Origin of the sequence: Streptomyces sp. NPDC006516 (assembly GCF_040611875.1) — a bacterium.
GTDB lineage: Bacteria > Actinomycetota > Actinomycetes > Streptomycetales > Streptomycetaceae > Streptomyces.
Window position 1 is genome coordinate 59,994 of sequence record NZ_JBEXPD010000004.1, and the last position, 15,988, is coordinate 75,981.

Annotated in this window: 15 protein-coding genes; 1 reads left to right on the forward strand and 14 read right to left on the reverse strand. The window is 70.1% G+C overall.

Translation table 11 applies throughout. The annotated features are described in order from the left end of the window. Window positions 1-217 precede the first annotated feature (217 nt). The 13 genes from metK to pyrR all read right to left on the reverse strand — a co-directional run bounded on the left by metK (window position 218) and on the right by pyrR (window position 14,679). Entirely contained in the window at window positions 218-1,426 is a 1,209-nt protein-coding gene (gene metK, locus ABZY45_RS14585; protein ID WP_356739784.1) for a methionine adenosyltransferase, read from the reverse strand. 230 nt (window positions 1,427-1,656) lie between these two features. Next, window positions 1,657-2,868: a bifunctional phosphopantothenoylcysteine decarboxylase/phosphopantothenate--cysteine ligase CoaBC gene (gene coaBC / locus ABZY45_RS14590; protein WP_356739786.1), complete on the reverse strand. Its 1,212-nt coding sequence runs from the start codon at window positions 2,866-2,868 to the stop codon at window positions 1,657-1,659. A gap of 176 nt (window positions 2,869-3,044) precedes the next feature. Next, entirely contained in the window at window positions 3,045-3,317 is a 273-nt protein-coding gene (rpoZ, locus tag ABZY45_RS14595) for a DNA-directed RNA polymerase subunit omega (protein ID WP_003970369.1), read from the reverse strand. 102 nt (window positions 3,318-3,419) lie between these two features. Next, on the reverse strand, window positions 3,420-4,037 hold the full coding sequence (gene gmk / locus ABZY45_RS14600) for a guanylate kinase (RefSeq protein ID WP_356739788.1): 618 nt from the start codon (window positions 4,035-4,037) through the stop codon (window positions 3,420-3,422). Between the two features lie 38 nt (window positions 4,038-4,075). Further along, on the reverse strand, window positions 4,076-4,399 hold the full coding sequence (locus ABZY45_RS14605; RefSeq protein WP_014157387.1) for an integration host factor: 324 nt from the start codon (window positions 4,397-4,399) through the stop codon (window positions 4,076-4,078). Window positions 4,400-4,643: 244 nt separating this feature from the next. Further along, entirely contained in the window at window positions 4,644-5,483 is an 840-nt protein-coding gene (pyrF, locus tag ABZY45_RS14610; protein WP_356739790.1) for an orotidine-5'-phosphate decarboxylase, read from the reverse strand. Next, on the reverse strand, window positions 5,480-6,589 hold the full coding sequence (locus ABZY45_RS14615) for a quinone-dependent dihydroorotate dehydrogenase (protein ID WP_356740429.1): 1,110 nt from the start codon (window positions 6,587-6,589) through the stop codon (window positions 5,480-5,482). Before ABZY45_RS14615 ends, pyrF begins: the two co-directional genes overlap by 4 nt. A gap of 62 nt (window positions 6,590-6,651) precedes the next feature. Next, window positions 6,652-9,960, reverse strand: a complete 3,309-nt coding sequence (gene carB / locus ABZY45_RS14620; RefSeq protein ID WP_356739792.1) for a carbamoyl-phosphate synthase large subunit — start codon at window positions 9,958-9,960, stop codon at window positions 6,652-6,654. Further along, window positions 9,953-11,095 (reverse strand): glutamine-hydrolyzing carbamoyl-phosphate synthase small subunit, encoded by a 1,143-nt coding sequence (carA, locus tag ABZY45_RS14625; RefSeq protein WP_356739794.1) that lies wholly within the window; start codon window positions 11,093-11,095, stop codon window positions 9,953-9,955. Before carA ends, carB begins: the two co-directional genes overlap by 8 nt. After that, entirely contained in the window at window positions 11,092-11,703 is a 612-nt protein-coding gene (locus tag ABZY45_RS14630; RefSeq protein ID WP_356739796.1) for a hypothetical protein, read from the reverse strand. Before ABZY45_RS14630 ends, carA begins: the two co-directional genes overlap by 4 nt. After that, entirely contained in the window at window positions 11,700-12,986 is a 1,287-nt protein-coding gene (locus ABZY45_RS14635) for a dihydroorotase (protein WP_356739798.1), read from the reverse strand. The genes ABZY45_RS14630 and ABZY45_RS14635 overlap by 4 nt, the downstream gene beginning before the upstream one ends. 2 nt (window positions 12,987-12,988) lie before the next feature. Continuing rightward, window positions 12,989-14,005: an aspartate carbamoyltransferase catalytic subunit gene (locus tag ABZY45_RS14640; RefSeq protein WP_356739800.1), complete on the reverse strand. Its 1,017-nt coding sequence runs from the start codon at window positions 14,003-14,005 to the stop codon at window positions 12,989-12,991. Window positions 14,006-14,094: 89 nt separating this feature from the next. Beyond that, entirely contained in the window at window positions 14,095-14,679 is a 585-nt protein-coding gene (gene pyrR / locus ABZY45_RS14645) for a bifunctional pyr operon transcriptional regulator/uracil phosphoribosyltransferase PyrR (protein ID WP_356739802.1), read from the reverse strand. 221 nt (window positions 14,680-14,900) lie between these two features. Between pyrR and bldD the strand changes: the two genes are divergently transcribed. Further along, window positions 14,901-15,401, forward strand: a complete 501-nt coding sequence (gene bldD / locus ABZY45_RS14650) for a transcriptional regulator BldD (protein ID WP_014044812.1) — start codon at window positions 14,901-14,903, stop codon at window positions 15,399-15,401. A gap of 154 nt (window positions 15,402-15,555) precedes the next feature. On the opposite strand, the gene nusB is transcribed toward bldD, so the two are convergent. Then, on the reverse strand, window positions 15,556-15,987 hold the full coding sequence (gene nusB / locus ABZY45_RS14655; protein ID WP_356739804.1) for a transcription antitermination factor NusB: 432 nt from the start codon (window positions 15,985-15,987) through the stop codon (window positions 15,556-15,558). Window position 15,988: the final 1 nt, after the last annotated feature.

Below are 15,988 nucleotides of genomic sequence, written 5' to 3' on the forward strand. Positions count from 1 at the left end.
AACGGCCCCCGAGATCAGGATCGGCCGCGGCGGGGTTCTTTCACTGCGGGGACACCGCCCCGCTCCAGAAGTATCCGCAGCCTTCGCACCGGGAGCCGGAGCCACCATGGGGCACGGCACCCGCGCACCGCACCCCGATTTCCGGGCCCTGGCACACGCCCGGGGCCCGGACCCGCGTCGCGGTGTCCGGGCCCCGGGCGAGAACGAGGGGCTCGGCTCAGAGCCCCGCCGCCTGGCGCAGCGCGTCCACGCGGTCGGTGCGCTCCCAGGTGAAGTCGGGGAGTTCCCGGCCGAAGTGGCCGTACGCCGCGGTCTGGGCGTAGATCGGGCGGAGCAGGTCGAGGTCGCGGATGATCGCGGCCGGGCGGAGGTCGAAGACCTCGCTGATGGCGTGCTCGATCTTCTCCGTGTCGACTGCGGCAGTGCCGAAGGTCTCGACGAACAGGCCCACGGGCTCGGCCTTGCCGATCGCGTAGGCGACCTGGACCTCGCACCGGGTGGCGAGTCCGGCCGCGACGACGTTCTTGGCGACCCAGCGCATGGCGTAGGCGGCCGAGCGGTCCACCTTGGACGGGTCCTTGCCCGAGAAGGCACCGCCACCGTGGCGGGCCATGCCACCGTAGGTGTCGATGATGATCTTGCGGCCGGTCAGACCGGCGTCGCCCATCGGGCCACCGATCTCGAAGCGCCCGGTCGGGTTCACCAGGAGGCGGTAGCCCTCGGTGTCGAGCTTGATGCCGTCCTCGATGAGCTGCGCCAGGACGTGCTCCACGACGAACTCGCGGATGTCGGGCGCGAGCAGCGAGTCGAGGTCGATGTCGGAGGCGTGCTGCGAGGAGACGACGACGGTGTCGAGGCGGACGGCCTTGTCGTCGTCGTACTCGATGGTGACCTGGGTCTTGCCGTCGGGGCGCAGGTACGGGATGGTCCCGTTCTTGCGGACCTCGGACAGCCTGCGTGAGAGGCGGTGCGCGAGGTAGATCGGGAGCGGCATCAGCTCGGGCGTCTCGTCGCAGGCGTAGCCGAACATCAGCCCCTGGTCGCCGGCACCCTGCTTGTCGAGCTCGTCCTCGTCGCCCTCGACACGCTTCTCGTACGCCGTGTCGACACCCTGGGCGATGTCCGGGGACTGCGCCCCGATGGACACGGAGACGCCGCAGGAGGCTCCGTCGAAGCCCTTCTTGGAGGAGTCGTAACCGATCTCCAGGACCTTGTTGCGCACGAGGTTGGGGATGTCGGCGTAAGCCTTGGTCGTGACCTCACCCGCGACATGCACCAGACCAGTGGTGATCAGGGTCTCGACGGCGACGCGCGAGGAAGGGTCCTCACGCAGGAGCGCGTCCAGAATCGTGTCGCTGATCTGGTCAGCGATCTTGTCGGGGTGGCCCTCGGTGACGGACTCCGAGGTGAAGAGACGGCGGGACACATCGCTCCCTGGGGTTGCAGCGGCTGCTGGCTGATCATTGGTGGACCGCCGGGAGCTGCGCCCGGCACATTCCGTCGACCAGTTTATCGGTCGCTCCCGGTGAATGGGCGACACGTCTCGCCCCTTGGAGGGTCTGTGACCTGCGGCACCGTTGACGGCAGTACGAAAATTCGCCCTTTCGGGGGCACAATAAGGCTGATTGTCGTGAGATTCCTCCCAGTCGGTCCGGCCTAGCCGGTCTGGCCGAAACGGGCCGCCACCAGGTCCCACACCGTGTCGGCGAGTGCCTCCTTGGGACCGTACGGCACAGCGGTCTCCGCTCCGTCCGCCGCGAGCACGACCGCCTCGTTCTCCTCCGAGCCGAAGGTCTTGCGCTCCCCTACCTCGTTGACGACGAGGAGGTCGCAGCCCTTGCGGCGGAGCTTCTCGCGGCCGTTGGCGAGGACGTCGTCCGTCTCCGCGGCGAAGCCCACGACGATCTGCCCCGGCCGGGCACGCTCCGCGGCGACCTCGGCGAGGATGTCGGGGTTGCGGACGAGGGCGATGGGCGCGGGCTCCTGGCCGTCCTTCTTCTTGATCTTGCCCGAGGCGTAGGCCGCGGGCCGGAAGTCGGCGACCGCCGCCGCCATCACGACCACGTCGGCGTCGGCTGCGGCCTTCAGCACGGCTTCACGCAGCTGCACGGCGGTCCCGGCGTGCAGGACGTCGGCGCCCGCCGGGTCGGGGAGCCCGGTGTTGGCCTCGACGAGGGTCACCCGGGCGCCACGGGCGACCGCCGTGCGGGCCAGGGCGTACCCCTGCTTGCCGGAGGAGCGGTTGCCCAGGTAGCGGACCGGGTCGAGCGGCTCACGGGTGCCGCCCGCGCTGATCACCACATGCCGGCCGGCGAGGTCGGCGGCCACGGGGCCACGGGCCAGGACGCCCCGGCAGACCTCGAAGATCTCCCCGGGGTCGGGCAGCCTGCCCTTGCCCGTGTCCACGCCGGTGAGCCTGCCCACGGCGGGCTCGATGACGACGGCGCCACGGCGGCGGAGGGTGGCGACGTTCTCCTGGGTGGCGGGGTGCTCCCACATCTCCGTGTGCATGGCGGGCGCGAAGACGACCGGACAGCGCGCGGTGAGCAGGGTGTTCGTGAGGAGGTCGTCGGCGAGGCCGTGGGCGGCCTTGGCGAGCATGTCCGCGGTCGCGGGCGCGACGACGACGAGATCGGCGGCCTGGCCGATCCTGACGTGCGGCACCTCGTGCACACCGTCCCAGACCTCGGTCGACACCGGGTTCCCGGAGAGGGCGGACCAGGTCGCCGCTCCGACGAAGTTCAGCGACGCGGCGGTCGGGACGACCCGGACGTCGTGGCCGGACTCGGTCAGCCTGCGCAGCAGCTCGCACGCCTTGTACGCGGCGATGCCTCCGCTGACCCCCAGGACGACCTTCGGCTTCTCCACTGCGTCTCCCCGCACTCGTGTCTCCGCGCACTCGCGTGCGGCCTCATGACGTACGTACTCCATGCTGCCTCACCGCGCCCTCGGCACTGCGGCGGGCCCGGCCGCGGACACACCACAGGCCCGGCGGACGTGCCGCCGGGCCTGTGGTGAAGGTGCGTTTCCTGCGTACCGCCTGATTACTGCGCGGGGCCCTCGATGGCCTCGGAGGTCAGCAGGCCCGCGTTGATCTCGCGGAGCGCGATCGAGAGCGGCTTCTCGTGCACGTGGGTGTCGACGAGCGGACCGACGTACTCGAGGAGGCCTTCGCCGAGCTGCGAGTAGTACGCGTTGATCTGACGCGCGCGCTTGGCGGCGTAGATCACGAGGCTGTACTTCGAGTCGGTGGCCTCGAGGAGCTCATCAATCGGCGGGTTGATGATGCCCTCGGGCGTGGTGATGGAAGAGGACACTCTCTGCCTTCCGAAGGGGATAGAGATCAAAGAGATCTTTGATCATGCTGGGTTCCGCAGTGGTGCTGCTCTGCGTCCGTGGACCGGTGAGGATCTGTGAGATCAGCCGTCGGTGCCGCGGAGGCCGGAAGCCTGCAGCATCAACGTTAGCAGCTCGCGTGCGACGTCCTCGACGGAGGTGTTGACGAGCGTCGTGTCGAACTCCGCCTCGGCGGCCAGTTCGACCTTCGCCGCGGCGAGCCGGCGCTCGATCACGTCGGGCGCCTCCGTCCCCCGGCCGGTGAGCCGGCGCACCAGCTCGTCCCAGCTGGGCGGCGCGAGGAAGACGAGCCGCGCATCGGGCATCGACTGGCGGACCAGCCTGGCGCCCTGCAGATCGATCTCCAGCAGCACCGGCTCACCCGCCTCCAGGCGGTCGAGGACCGCCCGGCGGGGGGTGCCGTAACGGTTGCCTGCGAATTCGGCCCACTCCAGCAGTTCGCCGTTGGCGACCAGCTTGTCGAACTCCTCGTCGTCCACGAAGAAGTAGTGGACGCCGTTGCGCTCGCCGGGGCGGGGCTTACGGGTCGTGGCGGACACCGAGAGCCAGACCTCGGGGTGAACCTTGCGCATATGAGCGACGACCGTGCTCTTACCGACCCCGGAGGGGCCGGAGAGCACGGTCAGCCGCGGACGTGCGTCCGGGGGCACGGGGGACGTCCCCCGGGATGTTGCAGCCATGGGGCGATTATCCCCGTTCTCAGGAGTGCCTGAGAACGTCAGGCGGCGCTGCCGCCGAACTCACGCTCCAGGGATGCGATCTGGTTGGAGCCGAGACCCCGGACCCGGCGGCTCTCGGAGATGCCGAGCCGCTCCATGATCTGCTTGGCGCGGACCTTGCCCACGCCCGGCAGGGACTCGAGAAGAGCGGAGACCTTCATCTTGCCGATGACGTCGTTCTCCTGGCCCTGCTTGATGACCTCATGGAGCGAGGCGCCGGAGTGCTTGAGTCGATTCTTGACCTCGGCCCGCTCCCGGCGAGCCGCGGCGGCCTTTTCGAGCGCGGCTGCGCGCTGTTCAGGGGTAAGGGGCGGAAGAGCCACGCCTACGTCACCTCGGATGTCGATCTGTCGGATACGGACCGGTGAGGAACCCTGTAGCCCCACACCTGGTGAGCAACGAACAACGAGTGCTCGTTGGCTCTCGACGGAGACTAGCGGCCATGGCCGCCTGAGTCAGCGAGAACAGACGAAAAGTCCTGGTCAGCCTTGGCCGACCGGGACATTTCGGCCATAACAACCCGGATTTCTGGTCAGGATTCCGTCAACCGCCTGTTACGTGGCATCGTCAGTCCTCCGAGACGGCCGCACGGACCTCGTCCGCGAACCGTCCGGCGGCTTCGCGCAGCCCTGACGCGTCCGGTCCGTGGCACAGCACGCCCCGGCTCACGCTCGGCACCACGTTGCCCACGGCGGCGCCGAAGACCCGGGGAAGATCCGCGGGGGTCGCGCCCTGGGCGCCGATGCCGGGAGCGAGCAGCGGACCGTTGATCGACAGATCGGCCCCCGCGTCCCCGAGCGTGGCACCCACCACCGCGCCGACGGAGCCGAGCGGCGTCGCGCCGGCGTTCTCCGCCGCCATGTGGTCGAGCATCAGCTGGGCCAGCGAGCGCCCGTCCGCCGCGGTGGCGCGCTGGACCTCCGCGCCCTCCGGGTTGGAGGTGAGCGCGAGCACGAAGACCCCCGCCCCGGAGATCGCCGCGGCGTCGAGCGCCGGGCGCAGCGAGCCGAAGCCGAGGTACGGCGAGACGGTGACCGCGTCGGAGAACAGCGGTGAGTCCTTGTCGAGGTAGGCGGCCGCGTAGGCCCCCATCGTGGAGCCGATGTCGCCGCGCTTGGCGTCCATGAGCACCAGGGCCCCGGCCGCGCGGGCCTCCTCGACCGCCTTCTCCAGGACGGCGATGCCGCGCGAGCCGAAGCGCTCGAAGAAGGCGGACTGCGGCTTCAGCACGGCGACGCGGTCCGCCAGGGCATCGACGACCGTACGCGTGAAGCGCTCCAGGCCCGCGATGTCGTCGTTCAGGCCCCAGGAGGCGAGCAGGGAGGCGTGCGGGTCGATGCCGACGCAGAGCGGCCCGCGGGTGTCCATGGCGTGGCGCAGGCGCGCGCCGAAGGGTGCAAGGGTCACTGCATGACCTTCCGTGTCTCGGCGCCGACGGCTTCGGCGAGGGTGGCGTACGGGGAGGCGGCCAGCCGGGCGGCCAGGCCCTTGTGGATCGCACGGGCGTAGAACGGGCCCTCGTAGATGAAGGCGCTGTAGCCCTGCACCAGCGTGGCGCCGGCGAGGATGCGCTGCCAGGCGTCCTCGGCGTTCTCGACGCCCCCGACCCCCACGAGGGTGAGCCGGGTCCCCACGCGGGCGTACAGGCGGCTCAGTACCTCCAGGGAGCGCTCCTTGAGGGGTGCGCCGGAGAGCCCACCGGTCTCCGCGACCAGGGACGCCGCGGAGCTCAGGCCGAGACCTTCGCGGGCGATGGTGGTGTTGGTGGCGATGATGCCGTCCAGGCCGAGCTCGACGGCCAGGTCGGCGACCGCGTCGACGTCCTCGTCCGCGAGGTCCGGGGCGATCTTGACGAGCAGCGGGACCCGCCGGTCGGTGACGGTGCGGTCAGCCGCCTCGCGCACGGCGGTGAGCAGCGGGCGGAGCGCCTCGGTGGCCTGGAGGTTGCGCAGGCCGGGGGTGTTCGGCGAGGAGACGTTCACGACGAGGTAGTCGGCGTGGGCGGCGAGCCGCTCGGTGGACTTCACATAGTCGCCCACGGCCTCGGCCTCGGGTACCACCTTGGTCTTGCCGATGTTGACGCCGACGGTCGTGCGGAAAACCGGGGTGCGGGCGGCGAGGCGCTCCGCCACGGCCGCGGAGCCCTCGTTGTTGAAGCCCATGCGGTTGATCAGGGCCCGGTCGGCCACCAGGCGGAACAGCCGCTTCTTCGGGTTGCCGGGCTGCGGCTCGCCGGTGACCGTGCCGATCTCGACGTGGTCGAAGCCGAGCATCGACATGCCGTCGATCGCGACGGCGTTCTTGTCGAAGCCGGCGGCGAGCCCGAAGGGTCCGTGCATCCGCAGGCCGAGGGCCTCGGTGCGCAGCTCCTCGTAGCGGGGGGCGAACGCGGCGGCGGCGAACGTGCGCAGGACCGGGGTGCGGGCGGCGAGGCGGATCCAGCGGAAGGCGAGGTGGTGCGCCCGCTCCGGGTCCATCCGCTTGAAGACGAGGCGGAAGAAGAGTGTGTAGATCACAGGTGTCCTCATGAAGAGGGGGACACCGTTTCCGGTGTCCCCCTGTGGGCGGCTGGCCCTCAGTCGCGGGCCGCGGTCAGGTGTTCCGCGTGTTCCTGGAGGGAACGTACGCCGACGCCGCCGTGGTTGAGCGCGTCGATGCCCTGGACCGCGGCGGCCAGCGCCTGGACCGTGGTGAGGCACGGCACGGACCGGGCGACGGCCGCGGTGCGGATCTCGTAGCCGTCGAGCCGGCCGCCCGTCCCGTACGGGGTGTTGACGATGAGGTCGACCTCGCCGTCGTGGATCAGCTGGACGATGGTCTTCTCGCCGTTGGGACCCTCGCCCTCGGAGAGCTTGCGCACGACCGTGGCGTTGATGCCGTTGCGCTTGAGGACCTCGGCGGTGCCGGAGGTGGCCATCAGCTCGAAGCCGTGGGCGACCAGCTCGCGGGCCGGGAAGATCATCGTGCGCTTGTCGCGGTTGGCGACCGAGATGAAGGCACGGCCCTTGGTGGGCAGCGGTCCGTAGGCGCCGGCCTGCGACTTGGCGTACGCCGTGCCGAAGACGGAGTCGATGCCCATGACCTCACCGGTGGAGCGCATCTCCGGGCCGAGGACCGTGTCGACGCCGCGGCCCTGGATGTCGCGGAAGCGCGACCACGGCATGACGGCCTCCTTGACGGAGATCGGCGCGTCCAGCGGCAGGGTGCCTCCGTCGCCGGTCTTCGGCAGCAGGCCCTCCTCGCGCAGCTCGGCGATGGTGGCACCCAGCGAGATGCGGGCGGCGGCCTTCGCGAGCGGGACCGCGGTCGCCTTCGAGGTGAAGGGGACGGTCCGCGAGGCGCGCGGGTTGGCCTCCAGGACGTAGAGGATGTCGCCGGAGAGCGCGAACTGGATGTTGATCAGCCCCCGTACGCCGACGCCCTTGGCGATGCCCTCGGTGGAGGCGCGCAGCCGCTTGATGTCGTAGCCGCCCAGGGTGATCGGGGGCAGCGCGCACGCCGAGTCGCCGGAGTGGATGCCGGCCTCCTCGATGTGCTCCATGACGCCGCCGAGGTAGAGCTCGGTGCCGTCGTAGAGAGCGTCGACGTCGATCTCGATCGCGTCGTCGAGGAAGCGGTCGACCAGGACCGGCCGGGTGGGGCTGATCTCGGTGGACTCCTCGATGTACGAGGACAGGCGGGTCTCGTCGTAGACGATCTCCATGCCCCGGCCGCCGAGCACGTACGACGGACGGACGAGGACGGGGTAGCCGATCTCGTCGGCGATGGCCTTGGCCTCGGTGAAGGTCGTGGCGGTGCCGTGCTTCGGGGCCGGCAGGCCGGCCTCGGCGAGAACCCGGCCGAAGGCGCCGCGGTCCTCCGCGGCGTGGATGGCCTCCGGGGAGGTCCCCACGATCGGCACGCCGTTGTCCTTGAGCGCCTGCGAGAGGCCGAGCGGGGTCTGGCCGCCGAGCTGGACGATCACACCGGCGATCGGGCCGGCCAGCGACTCGGCGTGCACGATCTCCAGGACGTCCTCGAGCGTGAGCGGCTCGAAGTAGAGCCGGTCGGAGGTGTCGTAGTCGGTGGAGACGGTCTCCGGGTTGCAGTTGACCATCACGGTCTCGTAGCCCGCGTCGCTCAGGGCGAAGGAGGCGTGGACGCAGGAGTAGTCGAACTCGATGCCCTGGCCGATGCGGTTCGGGCCGGAGCCCAGGATGATCACCGCGGGCTTGGTGCGGGGCGCGACCTCGGTCTCCTCGTCGTAGGAGGAGTAGAAGTACGGCGTCTTGGCGGCGAACTCGGCGGCGCAGGTGTCGACCGTCTTGTAGACCGGCCGGATGCCCAGCGCGTGCCGGACCTCGCGCACGACGTCCTCGCGCAGGCCGCGGATCTCAGCGATCTGGGCGTCGGAGAAGCCGTGCCGCTTGGCCTCGGCGAGGAGGTCGGTGTCGAGGCGCTCGGCCGCGGCCAGCTCGTCGGCGATCTCCTTGATCAGGAAGAGCTGGTCGACGAACCAGGGGTCGATCTTCGTGGACTCGAAGACCTCTTCCTGGGTGGCGCCGGCGCGGATCGCCTGCATCACGGTGTTGATGCGGCCGTCGGTGGGACGGACGGCCTCGGCGAGAAGCTCGGCCTTGTCGCCGGGCTCGCCGGTGAAGGCGAACTGGGAGCCCTTCTTCTCCAGGGAGCGCAGCGCCTTCTGGAGCGCCTCGGTGAAGTTGCGGCCGATCGCCATGGCCTCGCCCACCGACTTCATGGTGGTGGTGAGGGTGGAGTCGGCGGACGGGAACTTCTCGAAGGCGAAGCGGGGGGCCTTGACCACGACGTAGTCGAGCGTCGGCTCGAAGGAGGCCGGCGTCTTCTCGGTGATGTCGTTGGGGATCTCGTCGAGCGTGTAACCGACGGCCAGCTTGGCGGCGATCTTGGCGATCGGGAAGCCGGTGGCCTTCGACGCGAGCGCCGAGGAGCGGGAGACGCGCGGGTTCATCTCGATCACGATGATCCGGCCGTCGGCCGGGTCGATCGCGAACTGGATGTTGCAGCCGCCGGTGTCGACGCCGACCTCGCGGATGATCGCGATGCCGATGTCGCGCAGCCGCTGGTACTCACGGTCGGTGAGCGTCATCGCGGGCGCCACGGTGATCGAGTCGCCGGTGTGGACGCCCATCGGGTCGAAGTTCTCGATGGAGCAGACGACCACGACGTTGTCGTTCTTGTCGCGCATCAGCTCCAGCTCGTACTCCTTCCAGCCGAGGATGGACTCCTCCAGGAGCACCTCGGTGGTCGGCGAGAGCGTGAGGCCCTGTCCGGCGATGCGGCGCAGCTCCTCCTCGTCGTGGGCGAAGCCGGAGCCGGCGCCGCCCATGGTGAAGGAGGGGCGGACGACGACGGGGTAGCCGCCGAGGGTGTCGACGCCTGCGATGACGTCGTCCATGGTGTGGCAGATGACGGAGCGGGCGGACTCGCCGTAACCGATCTTGGCCTTGACGGCCTCGACGACCCCCTTGAAGAGGTCGCGGTCCTCGCCCTTGTTGATGGCCTCGACGTTGGCGCCGATGAGCTCGACGCCGTACTTCTCCAGGACACCGTTCTCGTGCATGGAGATCGCCGTGTTGAGCGCGGTCTGCCCCCCGAGGGTCGGGAGCAGCGCGTCGGGGCGCTCCTTGGCGATGATCTTCTCGACGAACTCGGGGGTGATCGGCTCGACGTAGGTGGCGTCGGCGATCTCCGGGTCGGTCATGATCGTCGCCGGGTTGGAGTTCACCAGGATGACGCGCAGGCCCTCGGCCTTGAGCACACGGCAGGCCTGGGTGCCGGAGTAGTCGAACTCGGCGGCCTGCCCGATGACGATCGGACCGGAGCCGATGACCAGGACGGACTGGATATCGGAGCGCTTAGGCACGCTGGCCCTCCATCAGGGTGACGAAACGGTCGAAGAGGTACGCGGCGTCGTGCGGGCCCGCGGCTGCTTCGGGGTGGTACTGGACGCTGAAGGCAGGCTGGTCGAGCAGCTGGAGCCCTTCGACGACCTGGTCGTTCAGGCATACGTGGGAGACCTCGGCGCGGCCGAACTCCGTGTCGGAGACCTTGTCGAGCGGGGCGTCGACGGCGAAGCCGTGGTTGTGCGCGGTGACCTCGACCTTGCCGGTCGTGCGGTCCTGCACGGGCTGGTTGATGCCCCGGTGGCCGTACTTCAGCTTGTAGGTGCCGAAGCCGAGCGAGCGGCCCAGGATCTGGTTGCCGAAGCAGATGCCGAAGAGCGGGGTCTTGCGCTCCAGGACACCGCGCATGACGGAGACGGGGTGGTCGGCGGTGGACGGGTCGCCAGGGCCGTTCGAGAAGAAGACACCGTCGGGCTGGACCGCGTAGACGTCGTCGAGAGTGGCGGTGGCCGGCAGGACGTGCACCTCGATGCCGCGCTCGGCCATGCGGTGCGGGGTCATGCCCTTGATGCCGAGGTCGATCGCCGCGACGGTGAACTTCTTGGTGCCGAGGGCGGGGACGACGTACGCCTCCTTGGTGGCGACCTCGGCCGCGAGGTCGGCGCCGCTCATCTCGGGGGCCTGGCGCACCTTGGCGAGCAGTGTGCCCTCGTCCTGGATCGCGTTGCCGGAGAAGATGCCGACGCGCATCGCTCCGCGCTCGCGCAGATGGCGGGTGAGCGCACGGGTGTCGATGCCGCTGATGCCGACGACTCCCTGGCTCGCGAGCTCCTCGTCCAGCGACCGGCGGGAGCGCCAGTTGGAGGGCACCCGGGCGGGGTCGCGGACGACGTAGCCGGAGACCCAGATCCGCTTGGACTCGTGGTCCTCGTCGTTCACGCCGGTGTTGCCGACGTGCGGGGCCGTCATGACGACGACCTGGCGGTGGTAGGAGGGGTCCGTCAGCGTTTCCTGGTAGCCGGTCATGCCGGTGGAGAACACCGCCTCGCCGAAGGTCTCCCCCACGGCCCCGTAGGCGCGGCCGCGGAAGGAGCGGCCGTCCTCCAGGACGAGTACGGCGGGAGCTTTTCCGGCTCCCCGGGTGGAGATCGTCATCGTGCGGTGCCTTCCGTCGAGCTGGTGAGGTTGTTGTCGGTGTGGCCGGCGAGCCGGTTGACGGCGTCGACCCATGCCTGATGCTCGGCCGCGTGGTCGGAGCGGAAGCCCGAGTCGATCAGCTGGTCGCCGTGCGCCCAGGTGATGACGAGCAGGCCGCCCTCGGGCAGGACCTTCCCGGCGAGCGCCTTGTCGAGCCTGGCCTCGCGCAGCGCGCCGGCCGGTACGAAGAAGTCGGCGGCCCCGGGGCGTACGACGTCGAGACCCTGGTCCGTGAGGGTCAGCTCGACCCTGCTGCGGGTCCCGAGGCCGTGGGCGACGATCCGGTCGAGCCACTGCCCCGCGGTCGTGGACGCGTGGTAACGCCCGGAGAGTGTGAGCAGGCTCTCCCCGTCCGGGAACCCGTCGGGGGTGGTGGCGAGCTCGGGCAGGCCGGACTGGAGACTTCCCCGCCACTTCCATCCCTGGCGCATCAGCCAGTAGACGAAGGCGACGAAGACGATCAGTCCGACGACCCAGCTGATGCGGGCGGACCAGTCCGTCACTTCGGCCGACTTCTGCTCGGCGGCCAGTCGGTACAGCTGGTAATTGGGGTGGAGTGTTGTCACGCGAGCTTCCCGTCGACGACCGTGGCACGGCCCCGCAGGAAGGTGTGGGTCACTCGGCCGGGCAGCTCGCGACCCTCGTACGGAGTGTTGCGGCTGCGGGAGGCGAAGCCCGCGGGGTCCACAGCTCCACGGTATGCCGGATCGACCAGGGTGAGGTTGGCGGGCTCACCCGCCGAGACGGGCCGGCCGTGTCCTTCGAGCCTTCCGATGGCCGCGGGGCGGAAGGACATGCGGTCGGCCACGCCCGCCCAGTCGAGGAGCCCGGTGTCCACCATCGTCTGCTGGACCACGGAGAGCGCGGTCTCCAGGCCCACCATGCCCATGGCGGCGGCGGCCCACTCGCAGTCCTTGTCCTCGTGCGGATGCGGGGCGTGGTCGGTGGCGACGCAGTCGATGGTGCCGTCGGCGAGCGCCTCGCGCAGGGCCATGACGTCGGCCTCGGTGCGCAGCGGCGGGTTCACCTTGTAGACGGGGTTGTAGGACCGCACGAGCTCGTCGGTGAGCAGCAGGTGGTGCGGGGTGACCTCGGCGGTGACGTCCCAGCCCTTGGACTTGGCCCAGCGGACGATCTCCACGGACCCGGCGGTCGAGAGGTGGCAGATGTGCACGCGGGAGCCGACGTGGGCGGCGAGCAGCACGTCACGGGCGATGATCGACTCCTCGGCGACGGCGGGCCAGCCGCCGAGACCGAGCTCGGCCGAGACGACGCCCTCGTTCATCTGGGCGCCTTCGGTGAGGCGGGGCTCCTGGGCGTGCTGGGCGACGACGCCGTCGAAGGCCTTCACGTACTCCAGGGCGCGCCGCATGATCACGGCGTCGTCGACGCACTTGCCGTCGTCGGAGAAGACCTTCACCCCGGCGGCGGAGTCGTGCATGGCGCCGAGCTCGGCGAGCTGCTTGCCCTCCAGGCCGACGGTGACGGCGCCGACGGGCTGCACGTCGCAGTAACCGGATTCCTTGCCGAGCCGCCACACCTGCTCGACGACGCCGGCGGTGTCGGCGACGGGGAAGGTGTTGGCCATGGCGTGGACGGCCGTGAAGCCGCCGGCCGCCGCCGCCTTCGTGCCGGTGAGGACGGTCTCGCTGTCCTCACGGCCGGGCTCGCGCAGATGCGTGTGCAGGTCGACGAGGCCGGGCAGCAGGACCTGGCCGGCCGCCTCGATCACGGTGGCGTCGCCGGCCTCGAGACCGGTGCCGGTGCGGGCGATGGTCTCCCCGTCGATGAGGACGTCCAGCGGCTCGCCGCCGAGGACCTTCGCACCGCGGATCAGGATCTTGCTCATGATTACTTGTTCTCCTCGGTACGGGCGGACGCGGAGGGCAGAGCGGTCTCGGAGCCGCCCAGAAGCAGGTACAGGACGGCCATGCGGGTGGAGACGCCGTTCGCGACCTGCTCGACGGCCGTGCAGCGGTCGGAGTCGGCCACTTCGGCCGTGATCTCCATGCCGCGGACCATGGGGCCGGGGTGCATCACGATGGCGTGCTCGGGCATCCGCGCCATGCGCTCGCCGTTCAGGCCGTAGCGGCGGGAGTACTCGCGCTCGGTCGGGAAGTAGGCGGCGTTCATCCGCTCACGCTGCACACGCAGCATCATGACCGCGTCCGACTTGGGGAGCACGTCGTCGAGGCGGTAGCTGACGTCGCAGGGCCACTGCTCGACGCCGACCGGCACGAGGGTGGGCGGGGCCACGAGGGTGACGTGCGCACCGAGCGTGTGCAGCAGGTGGACGTTGGAGCGGGCCACCCGGCTGTGCAGGACGTCACCGACGATCGTGATCCGGCGGCCTTCGAGGTCCCGGCCGATCCCGGCGTCGGCCCCGACCAGCCTGCGGCGCATCGTGAAGGCGTCCAGCAGGGCCTGGGTGGGGTGCTCGTGGGTGCCGTCACCGGCGTTGACGACGGCACTGTCGATCCAGCCGGAGGTCGCGAGGCGGTACGGGGCCCCGGAGGCTCCGTGCCGGATGACGACGGCGTCGGCGCCCATGGCCTCCAGGGTCAGGGCGGTGTCCTTGAGCGACTCTCCCTTGGAGACGGACGAGCCCTTCGCGGAGAAGTTGATGACGTCGGCGGAGAGGCGCTTGGCGGCGGCCTCGAACGAGATGCGGGTCCTCGTCGAGTCCTCGAAGAACAGGTTGACGACCGTGCGTCCACGCAGGGTGGGGAGCTTCTTGATCGGCCGGTCAGCTACCCGGGCCATCTCCTCGGCGGTGTCGAGGATCAGGACGGCGTCGTCGCGGGTGAGGTCAGCGGCGGAGATGAGGTGACGGGGGGTCCGGGGGCTTCCCCCGGGAGGGCGCAGCATCTGGGGTCTCCATGAAGGGTGGAGGGATCAGGCAGGCGGGCGTGCCGGAGCAGCCGTGCGGCCGGTGGGGCGCACGGGAGGTGATGCGGCTACTGCTCGCCTGCCGGGACGGTCTGCTTGACGCCGAGCAGCACGGCGTCGCGGCCGTCCTCCTCGGCGAGCTGGACCCTGACCGTCTCCCGCAGCGACGTGGGGAGGTTCTTGCCGACGTAGTCGGCACGGATCGGGAGTTCGCGGTGACCACGGTCGACGAGGACCGCGAGCTGTACGGCACGGGGCCTGCCGATGTCGCCGAGGGCGTCGAGCGCGGCGCGGATCGTCCGGCCGGAGAAGAGCACGTCGTCGACCAGGACGACCAGCCGGTCCTCGATGCCCTCACCGGGGATCTCGGTACGTCCCAGGGCGCGCGCGGGGCGCATGCGCAGGTCGTCGCGGTACATCGTGATGTCGAGCGACCCGACCGGCGTCTTTCGGCCGGTGATTTCTTCGAGCTTTCCGGCGAGCCGCCGCGCGAGGAAGACCCCGCGGGTCGGGATGCCGAGCAGCACCACGTCGTCGGCGCCCTTGGCGCGTTCGACGATCTCGTGGGCGATACGGGTCAGAGCCCGGGCGATGTCGGGAGCCTCGAGAACGGGGCGTGCCGCATTGCCGGTCCGGTCATGCTGTGCGTCCATAAGAAACGGACCTCCTTCTCCGCCTCACTGGACGGACGTTAAAGGACGTCGAAATTGCGTCATCCACACTACCAGGGCTTGTGTGAGGCCCCGGCCCCGCCCCCGGGAGGTGGCAGTCCGGACCTTTCGGCTTGACGCAGCCAAGTAACGCTGCGTAACCTCACAGTGAGTTACCAGCCACGCGGCCCAGCCGCAGAATGTTCCAGCGTCCGGGGAGCCTTATGTCCAGCGAATACGCAAAGCAGCTCGGGGCCAAGCTCCGCGCCATCCGCACCCAGCAGGGCCTCTCCCTCCACGGCGTGGAGGAGAAGTCGCAGGGCCGCTGGAAGGCCGTCGTGGTCGGTTCCTACGAGCGCGGCGACCGCGCCGTGACCGTGCAGCGCCTTGCCGAGCTGGCCGACTTCTACGGCGTTCCGGTGCAGGAGCTCCTGCCCGGCACGACCCCCGGCGGTGCCGCCGAGCCGCCGCCGAAGCTGGTCCTCGACCTCGAGCGTCTCGCCCACGTGCCGCCGGAGAAGGCCGGACCGCTGCAGCGTTACGCCGCGACGATCCAGAGCCAGCGCGGCGACTACAACGGCAAGGTGCTCTCGATCCGCCAGGACGACCTCCGCACCCTGGCCGTGATCTACGACCAGTCGCCGTCCGTGCTCACGGAGCAGCTGATCAGCTGGGGTGTGCTGGACGCCGACGCGCGTCGCGCCGTCGCCCACGAAGAGGGCTGAGCAGCTCTCGCGTTTGACGTCCCGCCGGCCCGGCGGGGTCCCGAGGACCCCGCCGGGCCGGCTTTTTCGTGCCGTCCCTCATCCGCTCGCAAGAACGCCGAAGGGCCCACGGTCCATGACCGTGGGCCCTTCGTCCGGCTCGACGCCGCCAGGATCACTGATCCCGGCGGAGGTTCGGCTTGAGGTCCTTGAACCGGGCCAGCAGGCCGTTCACGAAGGCCGGGGAGTCGTCCGTGGAGAACTCCTTGGCGAGCTGGACCGCCTCGTCGATCACCACGGCGTCCGGGGTGGAGTCCATCCAGATCAGCTCGTACGCGCCGAGCCGCAGGATGCTCCGGTCGACGACCGGCATGCGGTCGATCTCCCAGTCGACGGCGTAGGTGACGATGAGGTCGTCGATACGGTCCGCGTACTGCGCGTACCCCTCGACCAGCTCCATCGTGAATTCACCGACCGGCGGCTGACGGTCGTCGGTCCGCGAGAGCCGTACCCAGTCCGCGAGGACCGTCTGCACGGACTCACCGCGCTGGTCGGCCTCGAAAAGGATCTGGAAGGCGCGCTTGCGGGCCTTGTTCCGGGCAGCCACG